Source organism: Bacillus sp. AFS017336 (genome assembly GCF_002555445.1).
GTDB lineage: Bacteria > Bacillota > Bacilli > Bacillales > Bacillaceae_G > Gottfriedia.
Genome location: NZ_NUCO01000003.1, coordinates 258,210 through 281,832, shown reverse-complemented (window position 1 = coordinate 281,832; position 23,623 = coordinate 258,210). Strand labels below are relative to the sequence as shown.

Here is a 23,623-nt window from a genome sequence, read left to right as displayed (position 1 = left end):
AACTTTATGGGGTCACTTCATTTAGATGTGTTTTTCTAAAACTTTGTTATTTTTCATAAATTATTTAGTGATCTTCCGATTGTTTCCTTCCACAAATAATTCATGATTTGTTTACTTTAAATAGATCTAATTGAAGATCATCTGCTGGAGCAACTTCTAATATATTACCATCACTTATATCAATCGCTAGCTGATCCACATATTCGATTAGATGTTCAGGTTCGCTTTCTTTTATCACATTACTAAAAACTTCAATATTTCCATCCTCATTTAGTACATCCAAGCTTTTAATTTTAACTTCTTCATAAGGCAAAATATTCATTTCATCAAGTTTATCCCACAATGATTCTAAAGCCACTTTAGGATTTGTGTAAAAATCTCTACCTCTTACTCGCCAAAATACCCAACCAAGATTTTCTAAAATAAATTGACGATTCATATCATCTTCCCATTTGTCGATACCGTGGAATCTTTCTCCATCACACTCGACAGCAAGGCGACTTCGCATTCCTTCTATGACTAAATCAATTCGTCTTCCTGCAATTGGTACTTGAGGGACAACTTTATAACCTTTTGCCATTATCATTTTTGCAACTTCAACTTCAAATGGCGATTCGCATTTGCTTAAAATGTCTTCTTTTTCTTGATTAACTCTAGATGGAGATTGACAATATCTTAGTAATTCGTGACGGAAATCTGATTTACTTAAATCTTCTAATTTAACTGAGTGATATAATCTCATTTGATTTCTAGCACGGCTTGCTGCAACGTTAAATATTTGCTTATCGCTATTTTTAGTTCGAGCAGTGTATTTTCTATTTGGTGCGATTACCATAGAAATGAATATAATGTCACGTTCGTCACCTTGGAAAGTATATGCATTACCGCATCTAATTCCACGATTAACAATTTCTCTTTCACCAATCTCATTTCTTAATAATTTTTCTATATATTCCGCTTGCTTCGTTCCTTGTAATGCTATTACTCCGATTGACTGCTTTTTCATTAATGGATCTGCAATTACATCTTTAATATCTTTAACAATTCTTTCTGCTTCAGGAATATTTACTGCTTCAGTTGCATCATTACAGAATCCATTCTGCACTTCAATCGCCATGACTGGAGGATTAATCATTTCATCCGGATTAGGCATTCGTAGAGGTATCATTTTGCCTCCGTAACTAAAATCATTACTAAATTGAATAATTTCAGGTACACAACGGAAATGTTCTTTTAACATTAAGCTACCAGTTTTAGGGAAGATTTGTTCTGCTATTTGATAAAGTGATATTTCTTTGTCAAATAAGCGACTATTTGGTATATCATGTAAATATTGATCTACTAAATTATTTATATCTTCAATCTTACTTCCGATAGCGTATGGGCTAATTTGTTGATCATCACCAACTACGACTACTCTTTTTGCGCGCATTAATATAGGAATTGAGAAAATATCACACTGACTGCTTTCGTCGACAATTACAACATCAAACTTTTCATTTGTTACAGGGAAGTTTTCTAATACTTGTGCGACAGGCATGATCCATACTGGTATAGCAATTTGTGCTTTTTCCATTTCTTTTTGTGCATTTTGTAAATAGAGAGAAGCATTTTTGCCTCCACCCTTACCATATTTCGCAATGTAATTTTTCCATGCAGACAATGCTCTTTTTTGTTCCTCTGTTATATGTTGAATTTGATATTTCCAGCTTGATTTAGCTACAATTTCTTTCGTATACTTTCTTTGCTGTTCTTCTTCTTCTTTAATTTTCTTTTCTACTATTTCTTGATTAAAGTCGTCATACTTATGAAGCCAAGTTTTTAAACCTTTTAATTTCCATGCTTCCAAGAAATCAGTTGGTATATCAATATCGATTCCTAAAAGACCTTCGAAATAATTACATGTTATTGGTGCAACTTGTTCAGCTTTTTCTAGTAAAGCTTTAAGTTTAAAAGCTTTATTCTGAGTATTACGTAAAGTATCTAATTCATTTAAAGAGTTAATCCATTTGTTCTCATCTTTTGTAATTAATGCATCATAAAAACTCTTCCAAATCAAATGCAATGTAGGATTATCACACTTTCCTTTTAGAAATAGTAACTTATCATTATAATCATCTGTCCAATTTTTTAATTCTAAATGTTCAAATGCTCTTTCGACTATGTCAAAACATTTTACGAATCCATTTAAATCCTGGCTTAGTATTAAATTTTTCAGATCAGTTGAATTTACAAACTCTCTTAATAAATTAATTTTTTCTTTTAATTGTAAAACTTTAAAAATTATAGAACAGTTCTGGTCTAATTTATTGATTAACATTCCACTATTTTCTATAAGTGGCCCATTAATATCCTTCATTGTGTTATTCCACTTACGAATAACCGTTTCCATTAACTCTTCGAACTCAATTTTCTTTTCAATAATTTGAACATCTTCAATTGTTGTAATTGGCTTATTATTAATGACATTTTCCTTAAATAAGTACTTAACATCTCTTCCAGATACCATAAAGTATAGAAAATTAGTTTTATTTTGAAGGATTGCATCTTTTGCTTTTATAACATCAGTTTTAATTTGATATAAAGGCTTATTAGGTAACGTAAAATCATATGGTTTTAAGATCTTTGAGATACTTAAAAGATTTTGAATATCTACTTGAAGCTCATCATAAAATTGTTTCCAATTTTCTTCGCGCATCCCACCTGCAAAGATATCTTCTAAAATGATTAAATTTACATTATTTGAGAAAAGATCTTTATCTTTAATAATATCCTCTAACATTTCTTTAGAATTGTTTAGGAATTCTATATCGTATGGGATTTTATAACTTTCCATTAAATCTTGTATATCCTGAACTTTTAATTGAAGTGAATGACCGATTTTAATAAACTCCATAAATTCATTAGAGTTTTGGATTTCATCAACTTGCGGAAGTGAAAATTCAATTAAGTTATAGTCATTTTTTAAAAGTTCGCCTCTTAATCTCCATAATTCTGTGAATTCATTACTATTTAATGGGAATCGTGTATTTAAATCATATTCGTCTAGAACCCAACTTAAATCGACTACACTTTGTTTTAAAATTTTTGCAACATCAGCTCGGTTTACATTCATATCATCAACAACAATTTCTTCGTTTTCTTTAATGACATAGTCTTTAAGCTGATTTCTATAAAGCGCTGCATTTTCATAGCTTTTTTGCAGAGCTTTTTTAAGATTATTAATTTCTTTTTCAAGAGTTTCTACATGTAGATTTCCTAAGTTATCAGAAATCGAACGAATCGATAGTTCAATATCTTTTAAAGAATCCCTCGTCCCACCAAGTACAGATACAGCAAGTGGTTTTATACTATCAGGGAATTTTTGCTTTAATACTTTAAGTGCACTTTCTTTTTGACTAGTAATTAGAACTTTTTTACCATGAGCAAGTAAGTGTGAAACTAAATTCGTAATCGTATGACTCTTACCCGTACCAGGAGGACCTTGTACACTTACACCATATGAGTTTGCTAATCTTCTAGCTATTTCTTTTTGATCTTCGTTTGCAGGTAAAGGGAAAAATAAATTATTATCGATGCTATCCCACTCATGGCTATCTTCATTTTGACTTACTTTTTCCCCTACAATACTTTTAATAGAAGCTGTTGGCTCAATTACACCCTCTTCAATTTTATCGATAATATTTCTTAAGTCATTTTTAAGTACTTTAAAATCTTGTTGTCTTAAATAAACTGACCATGAATCTACAATTTGCGGCACGTCGCCAGCTTTTACAACTTGATTTTCGTTTAGATAAAACCGACCCTTTGAATCAAGTAAATTTACAACTTGTTTTAATGTATCGGTAGCAAAAGAAATATTCTCTAAACTTGGTTTGTGCTTTTGTATTTCATCTACAACATTTTGAATGGAAACACCGTTAGGAATCGTAAACCCACTGAGCAAATCCAATTCCACTTGATACCCCTTGTTTTTAGGGTAAATATTAAAAATTCCTTTTTTTGAATCTAATTCAAGATCAAGGGAAGCTGTAATAAAAGGATGGTTAATCGTAAACTCTTTTTTCCATAATAATTGTCCAATACCAAATACTAATTCAAATTTATCACTTTCACGTTCTAAACTTTGATAAATTTTAAATAATGTATCATAGACTTCTTGGCCCTTTAGTTTACGTAGTAAAACTTCCCTCCATAATTGCCATCTTACATTCCATTCTGCATGGCTTTTTACACGCTCTTTATCGTCACTAAAATTAATTATTCTATCATCTTCTGTGGTAAATGAATCATTAAAATTAATTCTTTCGACTTTTGGGTTATCAATCTTTTGATCCTTTACTAGCCATTCTATTAAATTTTCTGGGATATCTGGTGGCGTTTTTTCCTGTTTAGAGATTGTAATTTTCCGAACTTGTATCCATACCTCTTCATCATCATTTATAAAAGTTTGAACGCCCTCAGCTTCTTTAAAATCACTTTGATTCATAACAATATTGTGTTCAGATACTTGGCGTATTACTTTACTGTTTAGATCGCTTAATTGCATTAAATATTGAAAAAGTCTTTTTACTTTAGTATTTTGCATGCCTTCTCTTTCACCTCAAAACTATTAACTAAAGAATGGACTCCTAAGAGCCCAAACTAACTTTCATACACTATCTTATACAGACTTTTTATTCTTCAGACTTATATTTTCTTCTTCATTGCGAAATGGTGCTTCATTATTTTTAAATATTTTTCTACATCAAATAATAAAAATCTATCCGTTAAGTAATTATCATCAACTAAATAATTTTTTTAGTTCATTAATTTGGAAATTCTTATTTGGATAAATCCATTTGATATCATCTTTATACGAGCATCCTTTTGAATATAAAAATTATTATAATTTATTTGACAAATTGATTTTAACACAGTTAAACGGTTTTAAGTAGGTCAATAGCGCTAATCATTGTGCTAATTAATGGTAAACAAAATAGTAAGCGTATTATACTCTTAATTCGTAAATATAGATTTAAGTCACTTTACTATGGAAACATAAAACCCGTTCAATAAAACGAACGGGTTTTCTTAAAAGGGATTGTCAATATCATTTTTTAATTCTACAAAATCTTCATTTATGCTCCAATACATACTTTAATAATATTCTATCTTTAAACCCTCCACGCTCTTCCTTCTTTTGAAGTCGAACTTTCTCGATTTCTTCCATAGAAATACCTTTCGTTTCAGCTATAGCATAAAGCACTTCCAAAATATCAGCTATTTCTCCAACAGTTTCTTCTGGTGTTGCATTATAAAATTCTTCAAGTTCTTCATTTAACTTTTCATTTAGTTTTTCTATGTATTCTTTTTCACTTAGGACTTCTGTCTCATATGTACTACCTGATTTAGTAATAATGTTTGGAATTTTATCTCTCACTAATTTGTTATAATTTTTTATAGTCATAAAGAACCCTCCTTTTCCACATAATTAGTATAATTTATATTTATATGAAATTATTTCTTTAGCTTTAATATTTTTAGAATTGGTCTTTTAAAAGAGAATTGTCTTAGTTAATAGTAAAAAGCATTGTTTTTTCAAATATTGAAAGATTATGTACAACTTTATTTTCTAGTGGTGATAAAATGAACGATTACTTAAATCAATGGCATAAACTAATACTTAATTGTAATTTCGATAATACTTATAAAATGGTATGGGGAAAAGCATTAGTAGAGTTATCATTAAATGTTAGTGATGACTATGAAAATGATATTGTTGTATTTGACTTCAAAGATATTGCAGTACTTTGCTTAAAATATTATTGGAATCAAATTATATACTTCAACTTAATACAAAGTGCAAATATAAAAAAGCCTCCTGAAATAGTTGGAATAACTAAACAATTAATTAATGTGTATTTTGAAAAAAGAGGCTCAGTTCAACCGGTAAGATTTGAAAAGATAGATTTTGATTCAATCGGTTTAACTAATAATTATTTTACATCAGTTAAAAAAATAATAAAAACGCTAAAACAAGACATATGTTGGCCGTTTATGAATCTTAACAGTAATACTTACGAAATTTATAACTTGGATCGTATTGAAGGAAAAGTATATTTTACTAAACAAAATGCTATTCTACTTAAAATACATAACGATTATTTATTTACAGTAATTAATTACAGATGGACACAAATGTTAGAAGGGTTTAATTATAGCCCACGTATCTCTCGTAAAGTAAGAGCCATTGATGAAGATAAAATTAGAAGATCTTCCTTAAAGAAGTTTCATAAATATATTGATTTAGTATTTGAAGATGGTATCCGTAAGTGTTTTTATTGTGGTGAAGCAATAATTGAAAATGACTTATCAGTAGATCATGTTATTCCGTGGTCTTATATGTTTTCTGATGACTTATGGAATTTAGTTTACTGCCATAAAGGAGAAAATTCTGAGAAGTCTAATTGTATGCCGTTAGAAAATGATATTTTAAGGTTAGAGGAACGGAACAAAGTTTTACTACAAGAAATTGATAAAAATACAAAAGATTTTGATTCAAATTGCAATTGAAAAGGATTACCTAAAACAATTTTGGATTTCATTTAATGAATAAAAAATATATCATAAAAAAACCGTAAATGTTTGGAGTTGTCAAACATTTACGGGGCATTTCCAAAAATAAGTAAAATCCTTAAAAACATACATATTTAAAGGGTAACTTCAATTGAATTAATTATTTACTAATGTTTTATTGCTTGAAGTATCTTTATTACTCATACAGTTTAGAAGTTTATCAATCATATGATAACCAAATAGAATATTAAAAGGTATTTCAATTATTTCTTTTAATAAATTCTGGTACAAATCATGTACATCTGATGATGCTGGTGAATACATCGTCGGAATATCAAAAAGATAAACTACTCCTGGTTTATTATCATAACTTTCCACCTTATGAGTATAATGAGGAGTTACTGCAAAAAATAAAGCCACTAATGCATTGTAAGTTACATCTAATAACCTACTTGGAAACCCTCCATGTTGAGCATCTATAGCAGTTTCAAAGTATGAGACATCTTCTGCATATTTCCTAGAAAACATGGAGTTCAGTATATTAATCTCAATATTTTTTTCATTATCTAAATCAAACATCCTAAAAATATTTGGTTGACAAGAAGTATTCCCAAAATCTTGTGCTTCTCCTCTATAAACTAACAACCCTTTTTTATCCATCTGTTCTTTCAAATCGTATATTTCCGATATGTATGTTGCAACTATTGAACCGCTTACTTTTTCTTTTAATATCTTTTCCATACTACTTCATTCCTTCATAAAAATATAAAAACCAAAATTGAAATATAATTTTTAACACGTAATTAAAAATCGAACTACTCAATTCTACCATTTTTTACATAAATTAACAGTTTTTCCAATTTAAAATTTTCATTTTTATAAATTTACTAAAAATTTTCATAACATGTATTTGTAAAACGCAAATTATTAGTTTAAAATCTATATTTTTCAATGATTGACAGCTAGTTCCATTTTATTCTCTTTGAAGTTCCAACAATCTAGCTCTCAACTTCGAATCACTAGTAGAGACATACAACCCACGTATCCCCCTCTTCATTAGAACATTAAGCGAATTTAAAATAATCTTCTCCTTAATACTCTCACTATCTTCAAACTCATCTTTACCCCTAAAAGCCTCAGTATCCTTATAATTTTCTGTAAGAATTTTTAATTCATCTGTGCGTTCATCATACGAAATTGAAGGTCCAAGAATTACACCAACATAATTTAAATCAAAACCTTGAATTGTATAAATAGATCCTACTTCTCGAATTGTGTCTGCTTCTTCTGCCCATGTAATATTTCCGTAATCACCATTCCAAGGGAGTTTTAAATCCCCCTCTTCAACATAATACTGTTGACCGTCTTTCTTATGTATGAAGTCGAATGTAGATACTATTCTTGCTAAACCAACTTTATTATTCATCTCCTGTATTTTTTCATACATTTTTGCTGCTGACTCAAATATTCTAAAATCATAATTAGGATCGCTTGGTATTTCAGTAATCTTCTTTTCAACAAATTTATCAATCCAATTAACCATTGCATTACTTGCTTTCATTCGGAATTGGTTAGTTAACTTGTAAGTCGGTTCAGAATTAATACCTTTAATAATTGATTGAAGCTTTTCTTCATTCCAGTAGCTCTTCATCTTCAATACTTGTTTATCATCATAAACAGCAATAATAATTTTACTATGGTTAATAATTTCTTGTAATTGATTTTCCTCAACAAAATTATTATATGGATCGGGCTTTGTTAATAATAAATGCGCTTCATCTATTAATACTATGTCTGCCTTTTCCATCGATTTTTTCCGTTGATTAATAAAGGATGTTGGCTTTTCAAAATTTTTCTTAGTGAGAGCTTTCACCTTTCCAGCAATTTTCTTATATGTTTTTAACATTTCTGAATGATTAACTAATAAATAGTTATTCGTATTTTCCAAAACAGACGATTTTTCCCTTGATAACTCTTGAATTTTATTAAAAACTGAACTTAGTACAACACTTTTTCCAACTCCAGCTTCCCCCTTAATTAAGAAAACAAAGGGTTCATTATCAAGTATATGATTTTTACATACTTCAATTATCTTTTGCTGGAGCTCCAATTGTGCAATCGATAATTCTTTAAAGGGTGAGAGCTTGAATAAATCTTTATTTTCAATGGTACTTCTCGAATTATCTACTATTTCTCTAATTAAAAGTTCATCCCAAATGCTATCAAATAATTCCTCATTAAAGAATTTTTTTTCATAATAATTATGAGTTAAACTATTACTTGTTTGACTCTTGTTTTGTAATTTGTATCGTTCATCCGCAAGAAAATAATTGATTAACTTAGTTTCAATATTGTAAGTTGCTGATTGATTAAACCTTTCATGAATAATCAAAGACATCTTAGTTAATGACTTTCTTTCACTATTATTCAGATGATCCCTCATACGATTTCTTACTGCAACTGTTTCACCAATATAGACAGATGTATCGTTATTTAAAAAGTAGACTATTGGATAGTCAATATAGTAATCATTAATATAATCTAACGATGACCTTTTAAAAGGAAATGTTTTTATGTCTACCTTACTCATTATGTATTCTACCTACCTCACACCTACAGGTTTAATGTAGTTTTAATTACTATTATTTTTTCACAGGATATTTAATAGCATTTTTCTCCATTTTCTTAAATGCTTCCTCTTCCAAATCAATGTTTAATTTATCTGCTAACTGAAGTAAATATATAAATACATCTGCCATCTCTTCTTTAATATTTTGCATAGATTCAGTAACGGCATCCTCACTAGTTTTCCATTGGAAATTTTCTAAAAGTTCATTCGCTTCTAAGGAAATGGATATGGCTAAATCTTTTTCATTGTGATAAGCTGCCCATCCTCTCTCGTCTCTAAAATCAATAATTTTTTTCATTATATCCTTCATTAATAGCCCACCTAGTAAAATTCATTTTTTTAAATATAACTTATTTTATCATTTGCATTAATATAAATAAAAGTTGTAGTATCATGATCAAATAGCTAAAAACATGATTCCTTTATTTTAATGCTTTATAATTCTAATCAGAAAAAGGCTATTTTCCGTTAAATATAAAACGAAAAATAGCCCAGTTATTTCATATGCGTAAATTTTATGTTTAAATCAAAATTGATTTAACTTGATTTGTTCTCACATTTATTCCAAATTGCTGTTCATTAACCATAATCATATCTTGTACTTTTTCATTTAAATTAACAGTGTAAACCTGCTCAAATTCACCATTAAATTCAAAAACAACATTCTGTAGTTTTTCCAACGGATTATAAAAACGTAAAACAAATCTATCCTCTCTCTCAGCCTTCTTCAAAGTACTCAAAACCACACCCGAAGACCTCTCCCTCAAAAAACTAAATTCTAAAGGAGTCACCACCCCAGACCCATTCAACTTCATAGCATCAAAAGGAATCTTAATATAACCTACAATCGGAGTTAAATACTCCTTAGCAATCCGAGCAACATTCTCTTCCTTATTATAAGTAGCAATCGCAAACTCCAAAGACAACTTCCCAATCATCTGAGAATCCGGAGTAGCCAACTTAATACCAGAAGGGCGCCCAGGTCTACGAACCATCTCTTCCTTCCCAAGAAAACCAACACTTCTAAACAAAGTAATCGCTATCGTATCAAACTTTCTACCAATAATTTCATACTCTCTCGTACTATTCGTTAATACACTAACTCCATATTCCTCATTCGATAAAGCTACATAGCTTAACATAGGGTAAATTGGATCTGGTCGTTCATCCCAAACCTCTTCCTCCCACACATGAATTGCATGATCTATAACGCCTCGTTTAATTGAACCAAATTGATTATCTGATAGTGAGAAAACTGACGCAATATTAGTTGGAACTAATACTCTAAGTCGATGATCCATTGCTTGATTATCTATTTCAAATTTTACATCGAGTCTAGGTTTATCTTTTGGAACATTCACTACAATATGAACATCTACTTCGCCATCATAAATTTGTTCTTTGCGTTTTTCTAAGTTTGACGGGACAGGTAGTGTATATTTAATATCAATCATTGCCCCATATCTATTTTGCTGAACTTTAATATCCGCGTAAACTGAATAGCTATAAATTAGCCCTTCGTATTGAAGTGGAGAGAAATCATATTCATCCCCATCATCTCCACCGTTTTCTAAAAGTAGAACATTTTTAAAGCTTTGTTTAAGTTGCTTGTCATAGATCTCCAATGTTCCATTTGAATTAACAACGATCTCATAATAGTCTGTTTCGATCTTATTTGTAACACAAGTTACTCTATTTTTGACTTCATCACTTTTCTCTACGAAATATGTCTTATAGCCCATTGATGGAATCGTATCCTTTAATTGAATTGTATATTCAATAAATGGATCATAGTTTCCGTAATGAACAATTTGACGATCTATTAAGCCTGGGTCAATGATCTTTCTTTCGATAATTTCGTAATCTATTACATTAGAATTATGGTCAACTAGCTTAAATGATTTTAGTTTTGTCATAACACTTGTTGTCACAACTTCATTTCGCTCGTAAGGAAGTAAGTTAAAAAGTGTAATTCGATCATGTTCAATAGAAGTATCCATCGAATCAACAATCTTCCGTTTATAAAAATTAATTAATTGATCGACTTTTTCTTCTGCTACATAAAAACGGTTTAGAATTTCTCTGTGTACTTTATCAGAACAACAACAGCCGATACTATCATGTGCATGGTTTTTCAAGATTTCTTTCCAAATTAATTCAATTAAGCCATGATGATATTCAAATCCAAGTCGATAGGCTATCGATGCAAGTGGTTCTAAAATATTGGTAATTTTATTTTCAATTCTTGTATTTGCCGCTTTAATATCCATTCTAGTCGAGTAAATACTGCGATGAACACGCATGTACTTCCCATCTAGAAATTCGCCTTTTAATGTATCAAGTTCTGGTTGCTCTTCAAGATTTCCAAAAATATTTTCATATTTACTTAGGAAGAATTCACGTTCCGGATATAGTTTTTCTAGCTTTTCGATGATCGTAAAAATATTCTTTTGAATGGGCATTTGATCATGCCCATTCGGTAAAATAATATGCTCCGTCGTTGCTCCATGATCAAGTACGGTGAAATACTTATCAATTCTACTTTGCAGTACTTTTTCATCCTCAGGTAAATATTTGCCAATCGCATAACCAAGTGGAAACAATTGAACTAACACCTTTGATCCATCATCTGTCTCCCAATAAAATTCAGTTTTATCAGTTCCATGACGTTCAGAAGTACCGCGCCAAAAGATTGAATATTTAATATCAAAACCATTTAAGATCATCGGCATTTGAGCTGATTGTCCAAAGGAGTCTGGAAGATAACCAATTTTCATCGGTTCTCCAAATTCTTCGCAGTCTTTCATTCCGTATAACAAGTTACGGACGATTGACTCACCACCAACAATCATTTCATCAGTTTGCGTATACCATGGGCCAATAATTAATCGACCTTCTTGAACTAGTTTTTTTACTCGTTCCTTATTTTCAGGCTTTACAGCAAAATAATCTTCTAATATAGCTGTCTGTCCATCTAACACATAGAAAGGATAGTTTGGATTTGTTTCAAGCATCTCCATAATTTCTTCCATATTATTGACTAATAGAATTCTAGATTCTTCAGTTGTAAAATACCATTCTCTGTCCCAATGCATATGTGGAACGATGTGAACTTTTTTCATTTTGCTCCTCCGCTCTTATGCTGCACTTTGTTGTGATGCTTTTACTTTTATGTCTTTTACGATTTTTTGTTTTCTTGTCATGATTAATAGAATTGTTGAAATTACCGCTCCAATTAATGCCGCACCAAGCCAAATACTTGCTGCTACTAAAGCTGGTTTCCCTTGTAGTAAAGCTAATGAGAAAATTCCTGCTCCTGGTACATTCAGTCCAATATTAAAGTAAGCTACAATAGCTCCTGTTACAGCTGAACCAGTAATTAATGATGGAATGACTCGTAACGGATCGTTAATCATAAAAGGAATTGCACCTTCCGTTATTCCCGCTAATCCTAGTAACCATGTTTGTTTACCAATTTCTTTTTCTTGTTCAGAGAAATAGTGTTTACATATAATAGTTGCTCCTGTTACAGAGAAAGCCGAAACCATTTTTACTGATGCAAAGGCTGCGTAAGGTACAATATTTCCACTCGCCATGGCACCAATACAGAACGTGTAAGCTGCTTTGTTTACTGGACCTCCAAGATCAAAAGAAACCATCGCTCCTAAAATTGCACCAAGAATAATTGCATTTGTTCCACTCATTCCATCTAGCCATTCAATTAGTCCCTGGTTTAAGAGAGCTAACGGCTTACCAATTACAAATAACATGATTGAGCCAACAACAAGCGTTCCGATTACAGGATAAAACCAGAAACTTACAAAGCCTGCGAAAGTGCCTTTTGGTTTTACTTTAGCTTTTAAATATTTTAAGAAGTAACCTGCTAGTAAACCGCCTAGCATACCACCTAAAAATCCACTACCAATTAAATTTGCCGCTACCCCTGCTGCAAAACCTGGGCCTAATGCTGGTTTATCAGCAATCGAGTATGCCATATACGCTGCTAAAACTGGAATCATGATTTGTCCTAATAATGATCCACCTAATTGGCGTAATAACCATAACCATGAGCCTTCCGCAGCATATGTATCTTGAAGTCCAAATGCTTGAGCAATAAAGACCGCCGCCGCTAACGTCATACCACCTGCTACAATGATAGGGATGATATGCGAGATTCCTGTTAATAGAGAATCCTTGACTTCTGTTTTGATTGATTTATCTTCGAGTTCATGAACTAATTCTTCTTTATCGCTCATGCCTGTTTTAGGCTTAATTTCCGCTTTTTGCAATGCTTGTTCTAAAATTCCTTTTGCGTTTCGAAGTGGAGATACTACAGATGTTTTAACTTTCGGAAGATGACTAAATCGTTCTTCATCTTTCACCGCAACATCTACCGCAAATACAATCGCGTTAGCCTTCCTTATCAAATCAAAACTATGTCGATCTTCAATTCCATTTGCGCCTTGTTTTTCTACGAATACATTAATTCCTAATTCATTTCCTGCTCTGACTAGCGCTTCCGCTGCCATGTAAGTATGTGCAATTCCAGCTGGGCAAGCTGTTATTGCTAACACAATTTTATTACTTTTTAACGAGATTGATGGAATAGTAGATTGAAATGGCGAATCAAGTCGTTCATATAGTTCTTTATTTGTCCTTGAAAAAAGTAGATTATTTTTATACTCTTCATTTGATAGTCGCGTAACCAATTCAGACAATAAAGTAAGGTGAGTTGTGCCACTCTCCGATTCTGGAATCGCTAACAAAATAACTAACTCAACTTGGTTCTTTGGGTCAGTACTTTCCCAAGAACTTATCGGGTTCTCAAGCGTTACGACTGCAAATGAAGCTTCATTTACAGCAGAAGACTTTCCATGTGGAATCGCAAGACCACCTTCAAACCCAGTTGGAGATAAAGCTTCTCTTTCCATTACTGCTTTATAAAACTCTACTTCAGAATTGATTTTTCCTTCTGATGCTAATTTTTTAACTAAAAATTTTATGATCTCTTCTTTAGATGCAAATCGCTCTTTCGTACTTACTAAACTTTGAGAAGTTAACTTTTTCAACTGCATTTTTGTAACCCCTTTCATTTATTAGTGGACTACTTTGACTTCATGATAGCAAAAAAAAAATAAGAAGATTGATTCTTCTTATTTTTACACAAGTTTTATCAACTTTTTATTTTTCATGTGTATTTATACACATCAATTTGATGCCTTCCAATAAAACTCAGATAATGCTCTCAGGACTAACAACAAAGGAGTTTTATCAGTAATATTGTATTCATTTAATCTTTTATTAGGAGAATAACAATACAAATTCACATCCGCTATTTGTTGTAATGAATTTTTACTAAAATGCGTAAGTGAGATTAATTTTATTCCCTTTTGTTTTGCTAAATTTGCAACATCCAATACTTGGGCCGTTTCCCCGGATAGTGAAATTAAAAACAGTACATTATTTTCGCTCGATTCAAGTTTAGAAAGTTCATATACTACATCGTGACGGTGAAAATAATACTCAGCTTGTTTACCAACTACTTTAAGATTTTTTACCATCATTTCACAAAATGGTGCACTATCCCCTACTCCAAAGAAAAGTACTCTACGTGCTTCTTGAATTAATTTGGTCGTAATAGCTAGCTTACTCTGATCAATTAACCCAATTGTTTTATGAACGTTAAATGTTAGACTATCCTCTTCTGTATATACATTAATAAGTTCCTCTTTCAAACTATTCTTCATTTGAGAAAATCCATCAAAACCTAATCTTTTTGATAATCTCGTAATCGTATTCGGAACAGTGAAAAGTTGAGAAGCCAAATATTGTATAGAGTTGCCTATTACTTTTTCTTTGTTATTAAGAATAAATTCAACGATTTGATCATCAGTATCACTAAGCTTATATTCGTATTTTTGAATCCTTTCTTTGAATTGTAACATTCATCAAACACCTCTTATTTACTAGAATCCACTAAAATGGAAGGTCCTCCTCATCAATCCAACGTTCAGAATCCATCGGTTTTTCTTGATTTTTGGGATCTCTTTTTAATTCTTTAGAGTGGACAGGGTAATTTGTTAGGACCTTATCGAACTTCTTCTCATATAGATCACGAATCCATACTTTTACAGGTGCTTTCCATTGCTGATTAGGCGTAGGGATATTTTTAATTAAGCTCTTGGGTGTCATCCCCAACTCCTTAGCCATTTGTATATCAGTCGCATTCAAACGACATCGTTTTTTAGCCTCTTCCCAACCTAGTATATTCTTTTTTGTTGCCATACCTTTTTTACCATCCTATAAATTATGTATTTTCAGTTAATATTCTTAATTCTATCATATGGCAACTATATTTTATTCTGAATTTATTGAGGGTAAAAACAAAGAAATTACACAGAAACTTAAATATTTTGGTATTTATAGCGATATTGAACGAGGTTATAATTATGGTAATAATGAGAGGATGTGAATAATGACATGAAATGGGAAGATGTAAAAAAATTGTATCCAAATCAATTTGTTAAACTTAAAGTCTTATCGACCTATATTAAAGATCATCAAGAAATTATTGAGGAGGTAGCCATAATAGCACCTGTATTGGACGAGTTGGCAACGAAAGAACTGTTAAAGTCTAAAGGTGATGAATTGGTTTATCATACAATTCATGAGAGTATTATTCTTAAAATCCGGCAAGATGTAGGGTTAAGGAGATTTGACTACCATGTTAATCAAATTTAAATCCAGGTTACTTCTAGTGGGTATCACTTTAACATTTAACGAAAAAGAGTAAAGTAATTGAAAATATTGTGTTGGACACGGGAGCATCCAAAACGCTTTATTCCAACTAAAGATGGACAGACAAGATTAAGAATAACCCCAAAACCCTTCTGCTCCATGAGCCTCATCATAGAATAACCACTTTTTTGTTTATATTTTTTATCGGTTTCAATAATGTATATTTAAACGAAAAACAACAAAAATTTATGTATCCTCGATATTCCCTCTCGACAATACTTAGAAACGACAACGACAAAAAATCACCCGCTCTCCGCCAATTCTGGCTAAACTCTGGTGATTTTTTTATTTTAGTTATTTCGTAAAAGGAATAAGCTAAGATTATTATTTAAAATGAACAAGCGCGCTAAAGAAAACTCGCCGATTGGAAAGAGAACAACCATAAATTGTTCTCTCATTTTTATTTTTTACTTAACAACAAAATAACGTACTCGATATTGTTTAAATTATATAAAGGTTCAATATATGCGGTTTGATTTAGACCTAAATTATCGATTTTAACATCTTTTACTTTACCTATTTCAATATCTGGTAAATAAATCCCACCAAGACCAGAGGTAACAATGATTTTTCCATTTTTTAATTTATCATTAACATTGAAAAGAGTCATTTTTAAATACCCAGTTTTCTCATCTGCGCCCTTGATTAGACCTTGTAATTTATCATCATCTTTTGGTTGAACTGATATATAAGATGTATAATTTGCCGCACTTAATAAATCCACTTTCGAACTATTTTTAGACACTTCAATCACTTTGCCTACTAGCCCTTGAGAGGTAATTACATTTGTATTTATTTTTACGCCATCGTCAGAACCCTTATTAATATAAATAAAGCTATTCCAGCTTTCATTATCTCTTTGTGTAACGACTGCTACAGCAGTATTGTATTTTAGATTCTCTTTATTCAGTCTTTCTTTAAGACTTTTTAACTCTTTATTTTCTACGCCCAATTCAATATTTTTCGCATTTAAAGCTGTTTCATTTCCCATTTTTGCATTTAAGTAATCATTCTCTTTTTCTAAAGTAAGCAAATCATTAATATTACTAGTGTGATTTTTGAATGTACTGCTTTTCGTAAATAAATAGCCACTTCCAATTAGAATAACGACTAAAGCCAGAAATATATATTTTTTCATTATAGTTTATCCTTTGATTTTAATTATGAACTCATTCTCCTACACTTTAGAATAACATGAAAAATATTCCAAAAAATAGAGTTAATATGACAATATTGTGTTTAATATTACGTATTATACTCTGAATTAACTAAAATAAAAAATCAAAGGAAATATAAGTCACTTAATTTATCTTCATTGATCTGTAAAAACGGCACGGAAGTTTGTTTATAGTAGAAGTTTTTCAACTGTTGGAAGATCTGCTGGAGCCCATTCAAGTTCTTTTAAATCAGAAATCTCTTTCCATTCAATTTTTGCATGCTCATTAGCTACAGGAATTCCCCATTTTATTTTCGCTTCATATGTAATTAAATTTACCATTATATTTGGATACTCATGGATTACATCTTCAATCAATTCAGAAACTGTAATTTCACAACCTAATTCTTCTTGTATTTCACGTACTAAAGCTTCTTCAGGTTTCTCACCCTTCTCGATTTTTCCACCTGGAAATTCCCAACTATTTGGTTGGCTCATTTCTGGTGAACGTAAGGCACAAAGTATTTGGTTTTGATCGTTTCTGATTACAGCTCCTACTACTTTTACTTGTTTTTTCAATTTTCTCATATCCTTTTAAATATTTATCTTAAATTGATTATATATTGTTTATGACTTTCATCAATCGGGTTTACTAACATTGATAGTTTTATTAACGAGCTTTATCTACAATCCGAATTGCTTTATCAATTTTAGCTAAAGTCTTTTCCATTCCAAAATTTATTATTTTTGTATTCGGCTGGGTAGATTTCTTCTTTTTCTTTCGTTTTAAACCCATAAAACACACCTCCAACACTTCTGTACTTTTCATCTACTATTTTAACAAAGGAAAAATAAAGATTACTTCTAAAATAAGTAAATAAAAGGAACAATTTATAGATTATATCTTTATAAGAATAAACTGTTCACTCACCCCTATCTAGGCGAATGCATATATTGTTATCCAATATCTGTAACGAAAGGGGGCTATTATCATGCATGTTGATTTAACAGCCATACATTGGCTTTATGTAGCATTTATAGGTTTAATTATTTTATGTTTAATTCTTAGACGTGACACCAGCCTCGTCTGCCTAGTTGGAATTTTCCTACTTGGCCTAGTAGCAACTGAGTCACTTTCAAGTTCAGTTAGTATCTTATTTTCAAGTTTCATATACGCCATCACTCAATTACTTTCCACGATTTAAGTCATCTCGATTATCGTTTCGATGAGTAAAGCATTAACTGTAAGTGGAGTGCATCAGGCGCACATTAGTCCTTTTACAATGGTGCTGAGAAACGCCACTTTATCATTTTGGACAATTGGTATTGTAATGATGGTTGTATCTTGGTTTTTCTGGCCATCTCCTGCAGTAGCCTTAATTGGTGCAGTTTTACTTCCAGTTGCATTAAGAGTTGGGTTGCCTGCGTTGGGAGTTGCGATGGCTAAGAAGTGGGGACTTTCGAAGTTACAAACTGTAAATTCTTTACTAAAGAGATTATTAGAAGAGAAGACTAAAAAGAAATAATTAAACTCACGATTTCTTAACATCCTCTGATGAGACAAAACCAAGAAACCAAGTAGTTATAGTATTTAATCACGGGATTACTGCAAGGCATTGTACACGTATCACACTCTATTGAAATGAAACAAAGAAACTTTAATTGAATCTTTTTAAGAAAAAAAGTATCTACTACTCAACCAACAAAATAAATCGTTGGTAAAATTAAGTCACATACCTTTTAGTTCACAGTTTTTTTAGTTAAACTTTGAAAAAGATATAGGCTGCCCAAAAGACAGCCACTTTTCACTTAATAACATTATGTAATCTGTCGTATTAAGCGTTTATAAACTTCATTATTTCTTCTTTAAGAGTATACTTCTCCACTCTTGCAGTATTATTGAATATCTCTAGAATCTTATTTGCATGATTTTGCATTTGTACTAATTGGAATTCGTATGCGTCTTTTTCTGCTTCAAGACTAAAATATGTATCAAGGTTCCCATCAATCTTACCAATCTCTTTTTCCCCTTGAAATTTACTATTTTTAATTTGCCAAGCATGTCGAACTTCGTGAAATATGTTCCCTATTAAATTAAGAATCTCAAGTGGATCTGAATTTAATTTCTCATAAAAAAACAAAAAGATTTTGATTTTCTTCTTATCACCAAGTGTTAACCCACCTACAACAATATCACCTTTTAGTATTTGATCATACGCTTCTTCTGTTAAATCAGGCTTTTTATCTCGTTCATAGATTAACCTTTCTCGATCTTGATAAGGATCTATTGTAAATCCTAAAGATTTATATTCTTCATCTAACAGATCAATACATCTAATTATCTTTGCGCGCAGTCCTTGATCCAAGTTACTTCTGATATTCACTTAAAATCACTCCTTCTATCTTCATTATAAATTTTCTCTTTATAAAGAAACTCCGTTATTCAGTTTACAATAAATTTTAGCTATTTTAATATTATAGATTTATATATTTTTTTTAGTTAATAAGACTTTTTTTATTTGAGTTAATAAATTTATATTTAGTGAAGCCTTAATATTAAACTGCAATAGAAGCCTAATAAGCCTTAGTAGATAATAAAATCAATTTCTATTCAATATTCAATAAAAAAATGATTAAAAATTTTTTAAACGAGTGTTTTTATGCCAAATGCCTTTACTGTTGACAGCTTGTATTCACGTAAGGGCGTGTATAATGTTATAAATGTACCTGAAGAAAGGCAAAGAGGAATTGGAATACTGGTTACACCACTTTTAATAATGATATTTATATATTTGTAAATTTGGTGATGATCGTGGTTTAGTAAAAATACCCATTCTTTAAGAACCCCTAAAATTCAACCCATGGTAGACCCAAGCTGAGATTTAAATACATAAGCAGCGTTTATCAAAAATAGTCTGCCAGATACTCAATTGAACAAAAATAGGGAAGCAGAAACTTCCCTTCAATAGCTTATTCTATAGAATACCTTTTAACGTATTTCTAAAGTTCGAACTAAATACTTCTTTATTAACAGCATCTATAAATAACTGAAGTAATTCGGTCTCATTCAGATCAAGTGGGCGTAATATTAGTCTTTCGTTATTATTCTTATTTAGTTTATAATAAGCAAACCTAATTTCATTTTGACCTGTTGATTTCACCTTTATTTTTTCAATTGTACTAATTTGATCTTTAGTTACCAATCTACCCTGTTCTAAAAGTTCACAGTATTCCGTCTCCTTAAGTACAGGCTTCCTTTCTTCTATATTCGCTTCATCAAGATTGTCTACAACTTTCATATCTAATAAAAGTTTTGCTATTGCTACATTTATTAAAGAGTTCTTTGGAACATTGATTTGATCACCTAGTACATCTAACCCATCTACTAATGTCTGACTAAGATACATATTGAACCGTTGAGTTTTATCTACATTTGCCATTTTAACAACCCCTTGTGTTAGTTTAGTTCAACGTGTTGATTTAACACCCAATGACACATTAGCACATAATTGGTTTCAAATCAATAATTTTCCAAATAAAAAAAAGAAAAAGGCTATTACCTCTTTCTTAATATTTTGGGTTTTATTTCAAATTTTAAGTTAGTCATGTACTTTCTAAGAATCATAAATATTTTATTATTAAACCTAGTACCAATTCATACTAAACTACTAATTATAATAAAAAGATTTATGTAATTTCAATGTCAATATTTTATGAATAAAAATGTATTCAAAATTGATGATTTTTCATAAGAAATTTTAAAAAAATCTAAAACCCAAATAAACTTTTAAGCAGCGCAAGAAGACCTGTAAGACCCGCAGACACAAGTGCTGCTTCTAAATGGGATGGAAATCGTTCTGAGAAATTATCATCTTCTTTTAGACTTTTTTTTGCTTGTTCAATTGATTCTTCAACGTCTCTGACTTTAGTACTATCCAGCGTTACTCTATCTTCTTTAACTTTTTCTTTTACATCGTTAGTAAATTCTACGGCTTGCTTGGTTACTTCAACAGGTTCTAATAATTTTAAAAAATCTAATAAGCGTTTGTATTTTTTAGCTTTTTCTTTTATAGTATGCTCTGCATACTCACCCCAGTTTTCATCTTTAGATATTGCATATTTACCCCAGTTTTCAACACTATCTAATAATATATTTTTTCTTATATATAGTTCTGATTTTACAATTGAAATTAGTCTAGTTTTTATTTGGACTGTAACTTCTGGTAATGAAGTATGTTCAGTAGTTCGATTTCTAATTACCCTTTCCCAAAGATCAATGAAGTTATCACCACGTAACGTATCAAGTCTATACTTAAATTCATTTATATTATGTTGGCGAAAATCATTATTAGTTGGATAAAAACTTGGTTTGAGAATGTCTTCTCTGGTAAACTTTTTTATTAGATAATTTTGGCTATCAGTTGTATCAAAATTATCAATAAAAGATTCTGCAAATAAATTTTTAAGATCTTTTGTAAAATTACTCATTATGTGACCCCCATTTTTTAATAATTATCAATAAAACGTTACCTTATTTTGGTAAGTAAAGTACAGAGACTAATGAAGGACTTTTACAAAAATTGCAATTTTTTTTAGTTAATCAAGCAGAAAATCACTTAACTTCTCAAATTATAAACTAAGCTTCAAAAAAAATTTTATAATATAGTGTATATTTTACTTCTACTAGCAGGTTATATATATCACCCCCGTCCTCCTATGGAGGCCACTGAAAAACAGTCAATTTTATTTACTGTTATCAACATGTGAAATAAAAAAGGCGATTTTTATTTTTCTTCCTTCATTAAGGTCATTATTCGTTTTAAATTAACTGCGAATATGGCCATTGCCCCTAGCATTTCCAACCCTAATAGACCCGAGGAATTTGCTACATTGTACTCGTGTCTGTGTTTTAATTCACTATTTTTTGCTTCAATTTTATAGCGCTCTTTTGATTTTTCTTTGAAATATTCGCTCTCTTGAAATTGTGCATGTTCTTTGTGTTCAGTTGACTTAATTGTTACACTATACGTTTTACTTTTGGCACCTTCTTTATAACATCCATCTTTAAAGGCACATTTTTTACACTTTTCAATATCAAAGTAATACATATCACGTGGATTTTTTTTCTGATTTTTTCTTTCTAGTCTTCTTTTTCGAATTGCCATATGACCTGCCTTACAAACGTACATCCCCGCAGCCTTATTGTATTGAAATTCGTCTTCTTTTTTACGTGTTCCATGTGTAATCGTTGGGTTTAATTTCGAAACTAATTGTAACTCATTTTTATTTGCGTATTGAAGATTATCAATCTCTGAATAGGCTGTATCACCAATGACTGTATCAATTTGCATTCCTGTTCCACGGCTTTTTTCAATTAATGTTTGTAGGTATTTTCCATCATTTTTTTCACCAGTAGTAACCAATGCAGCTGTAATAAGACGCTCTTCGTTCATCGCAATATGTGTTTTATAACCAAAGAATGAGGTATCAGCTGATTTGTGACCAATTCTTGCGTCAGGATCCTGTGAAAATTCTAGGTTACCTTCGTAATCTTCTACAACTTCTTTTAGATAGTTCAGTTTTTCTTTTACTTTCGGATATTCACGAATCGCTTCTTCTTTTTCAACAGCTTGAATGACTTTTTCACAATAGGCAAGTTCTTCAACAATGTCATCAGTTGTTGGCTTTTGAGGAAATTTTTCTTTCATTCCCTCGTTGATTTGATAGACAGATTTTCGAAGTAGTTTAGATTTCTCCATTAAAAATTCTTTTGGTGACTTTTGATTAAATCGTGATCTTGTATGAGTTGCATCCACTATAATGGAAGTACTATTGATTAGTTCTTTTTCGAGTGCGATTTCGACTGTTTTATTGATCTGCATGTCTAATAATTCAACATCTTTTAGACGAAGCTTACGAAATTTCGTTAAAGAACTTGAATTGATCACTGATTCTTCTGGAGCCATATCAAGGAAATATTTAAAAGACATATCATATTTTGAACGTTCAACAACATCTACGTCTGATAAATCATAGAACGATTTTAGTAACAAATATTTGAACATACGAATAGGCGGCACTGCATTACGGCCGTTATCAAGGCAATATTTATTCTTTAATTCTTCTAAAACAAACGTAAAATCAACTAATTCATTTATTTGACGTAGCATATTATCTTTCGGAACAATTAGATCGTATAAAGCCATGAAAGGGCTAAGGGTAAAAGATTCTTGATTTGAGATCATTCGAGACACCACCGTTACTTGATACAATAATTATACAAGAAAAAAGTGAAGGCTTCCTCGATAAAATCGAGAAAGCCTTCACTTTTTAAACCACGAGGACTTTTTCAGTGGCCTCCCCCTATGGTGGGGGGCTTTATCTGCTATCATACTATTGATCTAATGTCATAGGTCGCAATCTTGAACAATTACCATTCATTACATTTTTATGTACAATTTGCTTTCCGTTGTCGCTGGTAT

Annotated in this window: 18 protein-coding genes and 1 pseudogene; 3 read left to right on the top strand and 16 right to left on the bottom strand. The window is 30.9% G+C overall.

Annotated elements, in window-relative coordinates; genetic code table 11:
• Nucleotides 1-100: 100 nt before the first annotated feature.
• Nucleotides 101-4,588 (bottom strand): AAA domain-containing protein, encoded by a 4,488-nt coding sequence (locus CN601_RS01890; protein WP_098169820.1) that lies wholly within the window; start codon nucleotides 4,586-4,588, stop codon nucleotides 101-103.
• A gap of 528 nt (nucleotides 4,589-5,116) precedes the next feature.
• Entirely contained in the window at nucleotides 5,117-5,449 is a 333-nt protein-coding gene (locus CN601_RS01885) for a nucleoside triphosphate pyrophosphohydrolase (protein ID WP_306659812.1), read from the bottom strand.
• A 179-nt stretch (nucleotides 5,450-5,628) separates the two neighbouring features.
• Between CN601_RS01885 and CN601_RS01880 the strand changes: the two genes are divergently transcribed.
• Nucleotides 5,629-6,555, top strand: coding sequence for an HNH endonuclease domain-containing protein (locus CN601_RS01880; protein WP_218923226.1), 927 nt, complete (start codon nucleotides 5,629-5,631; stop codon nucleotides 6,553-6,555).
• 159 nt (nucleotides 6,556-6,714) lie between these two features.
• Here CN601_RS01880 and CN601_RS01875 read toward each other — a convergent pair whose 3' ends face one another.
• The 7 genes from CN601_RS01875 to CN601_RS01845 form a co-directional block, all read right to left on the bottom strand.
• Nucleotides 6,715-7,299, bottom strand: a complete 585-nt coding sequence (locus tag CN601_RS01875; protein ID WP_142317292.1) for an FRG domain-containing protein — start codon at nucleotides 7,297-7,299, stop codon at nucleotides 6,715-6,717.
• 232 nt (nucleotides 7,300-7,531) lie between these two features.
• Complete coding sequence (locus CN601_RS01870) at nucleotides 7,532-9,148, bottom strand: DUF2075 domain-containing protein (RefSeq protein WP_098169819.1); 1,617 nt, start codon at nucleotides 9,146-9,148, stop codon at nucleotides 7,532-7,534.
• 52 nt (nucleotides 9,149-9,200) lie between these two features.
• The gene (locus CN601_RS01865; protein WP_098169818.1) at nucleotides 9,201-9,497 is read right to left on the bottom strand and encodes a nucleotide pyrophosphohydrolase; all 297 of its coding nucleotides are present in this window, start codon (nucleotides 9,495-9,497) and stop codon (nucleotides 9,201-9,203) included.
• 211 nt (nucleotides 9,498-9,708) lie between these two features.
• A complete protein-coding gene (gene mngB / locus CN601_RS01860) occupies nucleotides 9,709-12,309 on the bottom strand; it encodes a mannosylglycerate hydrolase (RefSeq protein WP_098169817.1) in 2,601 nt (866 codons plus the stop codon).
• A 15-nt stretch (nucleotides 12,310-12,324) separates the two neighbouring features.
• On the bottom strand, nucleotides 12,325-14,262 hold the full coding sequence (mngA, locus tag CN601_RS01855; protein WP_098169816.1) for a PTS 2-O-a-mannosyl-D-glycerate transporter subunit IIABC: 1,938 nt from the start codon (nucleotides 14,260-14,262) through the stop codon (nucleotides 12,325-12,327).
• Between the two features lie 132 nt (nucleotides 14,263-14,394).
• Nucleotides 14,395-15,132 (bottom strand): MurR/RpiR family transcriptional regulator, encoded by a 738-nt coding sequence (locus CN601_RS01850; protein WP_098169815.1) that lies wholly within the window; start codon nucleotides 15,130-15,132, stop codon nucleotides 14,395-14,397.
• Between the two features lie 31 nt (nucleotides 15,133-15,163).
• Nucleotides 15,164-15,472 (bottom strand): hypothetical protein, encoded by a 309-nt coding sequence (locus tag CN601_RS01845; RefSeq protein WP_098169814.1) that lies wholly within the window; start codon nucleotides 15,470-15,472, stop codon nucleotides 15,164-15,166.
• Nucleotides 15,473-15,667: 195 nt separating this feature from the next.
• Here CN601_RS01845 and CN601_RS01840 point away from each other — a divergent pair, with 195 nt between their 5' ends.
• A complete protein-coding gene (locus CN601_RS01840) occupies nucleotides 15,668-15,928 on the top strand; it encodes a hypothetical protein (RefSeq protein ID WP_098169813.1) in 261 nt (86 codons plus the stop codon).
• A gap of 457 nt (nucleotides 15,929-16,385) precedes the next feature.
• On the opposite strand, the gene mreC is transcribed toward CN601_RS01840, so the two are convergent.
• The 3 genes from mreC to CN601_RS27335 all read right to left on the bottom strand — a co-directional run bounded on the left by mreC (nucleotide 16,386) and on the right by CN601_RS27335 (nucleotide 17,937).
• Nucleotides 16,386-17,123, bottom strand: coding sequence for a rod shape-determining protein MreC (gene mreC, locus CN601_RS01835; RefSeq protein WP_098169812.1), 738 nt, complete (start codon nucleotides 17,121-17,123; stop codon nucleotides 16,386-16,388).
• 207 nt (nucleotides 17,124-17,330) lie between these two features.
• A complete protein-coding gene (mutT, locus tag CN601_RS01830) occupies nucleotides 17,331-17,720 on the bottom strand; it encodes an 8-oxo-dGTP diphosphatase MutT (RefSeq protein ID WP_179865395.1) in 390 nt (129 codons plus the stop codon).
• A gap of 91 nt (nucleotides 17,721-17,811) precedes the next feature.
• Nucleotides 17,812-17,937, bottom strand: a complete 126-nt coding sequence (locus CN601_RS27335; protein WP_257131578.1) for a hypothetical protein — start codon at nucleotides 17,935-17,937, stop codon at nucleotides 17,812-17,814.
• A 196-nt stretch (nucleotides 17,938-18,133) separates the two neighbouring features.
• On the opposite strand from CN601_RS27335, the pseudogene CN601_RS01825 reads away from it, so the two are divergent.
• A pseudogene (locus CN601_RS01825) lies at nucleotides 18,134-18,586 on the top strand (hypothetical protein); the annotation flags it as partial.
• 390 nt (nucleotides 18,587-18,976) lie between these two features.
• Here CN601_RS01825 and CN601_RS01820 read toward each other — a convergent pair.
• From CN601_RS01820 to CN601_RS01805, 4 genes are all read right to left on the bottom strand, one after another.
• Nucleotides 18,977-19,525 carry a hypothetical protein gene (locus CN601_RS01820; RefSeq protein WP_098169810.1) on the bottom strand — a complete coding sequence of 183 codons (549 nt, stop codon included), beginning with the start codon at nucleotides 19,523-19,525 and terminating at the stop codon, nucleotides 18,977-18,979.
• A 591-nt stretch (nucleotides 19,526-20,116) separates the two neighbouring features.
• The gene (locus CN601_RS01815; protein WP_098169809.1) at nucleotides 20,117-20,581 is read right to left on the bottom strand and encodes a hypothetical protein; all 465 of its coding nucleotides are present in this window, start codon (nucleotides 20,579-20,581) and stop codon (nucleotides 20,117-20,119) included.
• Nucleotides 20,582-20,909: 328 nt separating this feature from the next.
• Nucleotides 20,910-21,629, bottom strand: a complete 720-nt coding sequence (locus CN601_RS01810) for a hypothetical protein (RefSeq protein WP_098169808.1) — start codon at nucleotides 21,627-21,629, stop codon at nucleotides 20,910-20,912.
• Between the two features lie 296 nt (nucleotides 21,630-21,925).
• Complete coding sequence (locus tag CN601_RS01805) at nucleotides 21,926-23,386, bottom strand: IS1182 family transposase (RefSeq protein WP_098169807.1); 1,461 nt, start codon at nucleotides 23,384-23,386, stop codon at nucleotides 21,926-21,928.
• Nucleotides 23,387-23,623: the final 237 nt, after the last annotated feature.

Coding starts and splice junctions, on each gene's coding strand:
- CN601_RS01850 (WP_098169815.1), bottom strand. CDS start 15,132: ATGTTACAATTCAAAGAAAGGATTCAAAAATACGAATATAAGCTTAGT.
- mreC (WP_098169812.1), bottom strand. CDS start 17,123: ATGAAAAAATATATATTTCTGGCTTTAGTCGTTATTCTAATTGGAAGT.
- CN601_RS01865 (WP_098169818.1), bottom strand. CDS start 9,497: ATGAAGGATATAATGAAAAAAATTATTGATTTTAGAGACGAGAGAGGA.
- CN601_RS01875 (WP_142317292.1), bottom strand. CDS start 7,299: ATGGAAAAGATATTAAAAGAAAAAGTAAGCGGTTCAATAGTTGCAACA.
- CN601_RS01885 (WP_306659812.1), bottom strand. CDS start 5,449: ATGACTATAAAAAATTATAACAAATTAGTGAGAGATAAAATTCCAAAC.
- CN601_RS01880 (WP_218923226.1), top strand. CDS start 5,629: ATGAACGATTACTTAAATCAATGGCATAAACTAATACTTAATTGTAAT.
- CN601_RS01805 (WP_098169807.1), bottom strand. CDS start 23,386: ATGATCTCAAATCAAGAATCTTTTACCCTTAGCCCTTTCATGGCTTTA.
- CN601_RS27335 (WP_257131578.1), bottom strand. CDS start 17,937: ATGGGTTTAAAACGAAAGAAAAAGAAGAAATCTACCCAGCCGAATACA.
- CN601_RS01845 (WP_098169814.1), bottom strand. CDS start 15,472: ATGGCAACAAAAAAGAATATACTAGGTTGGGAAGAGGCTAAAAAACGA.
- CN601_RS01890 (WP_098169820.1), bottom strand. CDS start 4,588: ATGCAAAATACTAAAGTAAAAAGACTTTTTCAATATTTAATGCAATTA.
- mngB (WP_098169817.1), bottom strand. CDS start 12,309: ATGAAAAAAGTTCACATCGTTCCACATATGCATTGGGACAGAGAATGG.
- CN601_RS01810 (WP_098169808.1), bottom strand. CDS start 21,629: ATGAGTAATTTTACAAAAGATCTTAAAAATTTATTTGCAGAATCTTTT.
- CN601_RS01840 (WP_098169813.1), top strand. CDS start 15,668: ATGAAATGGGAAGATGTAAAAAAATTGTATCCAAATCAATTTGTTAAA.
- mngA (WP_098169816.1), bottom strand. CDS start 14,262: ATGCAGTTGAAAAAGTTAACTTCTCAAAGTTTAGTAAGTACGAAAGAG.
- CN601_RS01870 (WP_098169819.1), bottom strand. CDS start 9,148: ATGAGTAAGGTAGACATAAAAACATTTCCTTTTAAAAGGTCATCGTTA.
- CN601_RS01815 (WP_098169809.1), bottom strand. CDS start 20,581: ATGGCAAATGTAGATAAAACTCAACGGTTCAATATGTATCTTAGTCAG.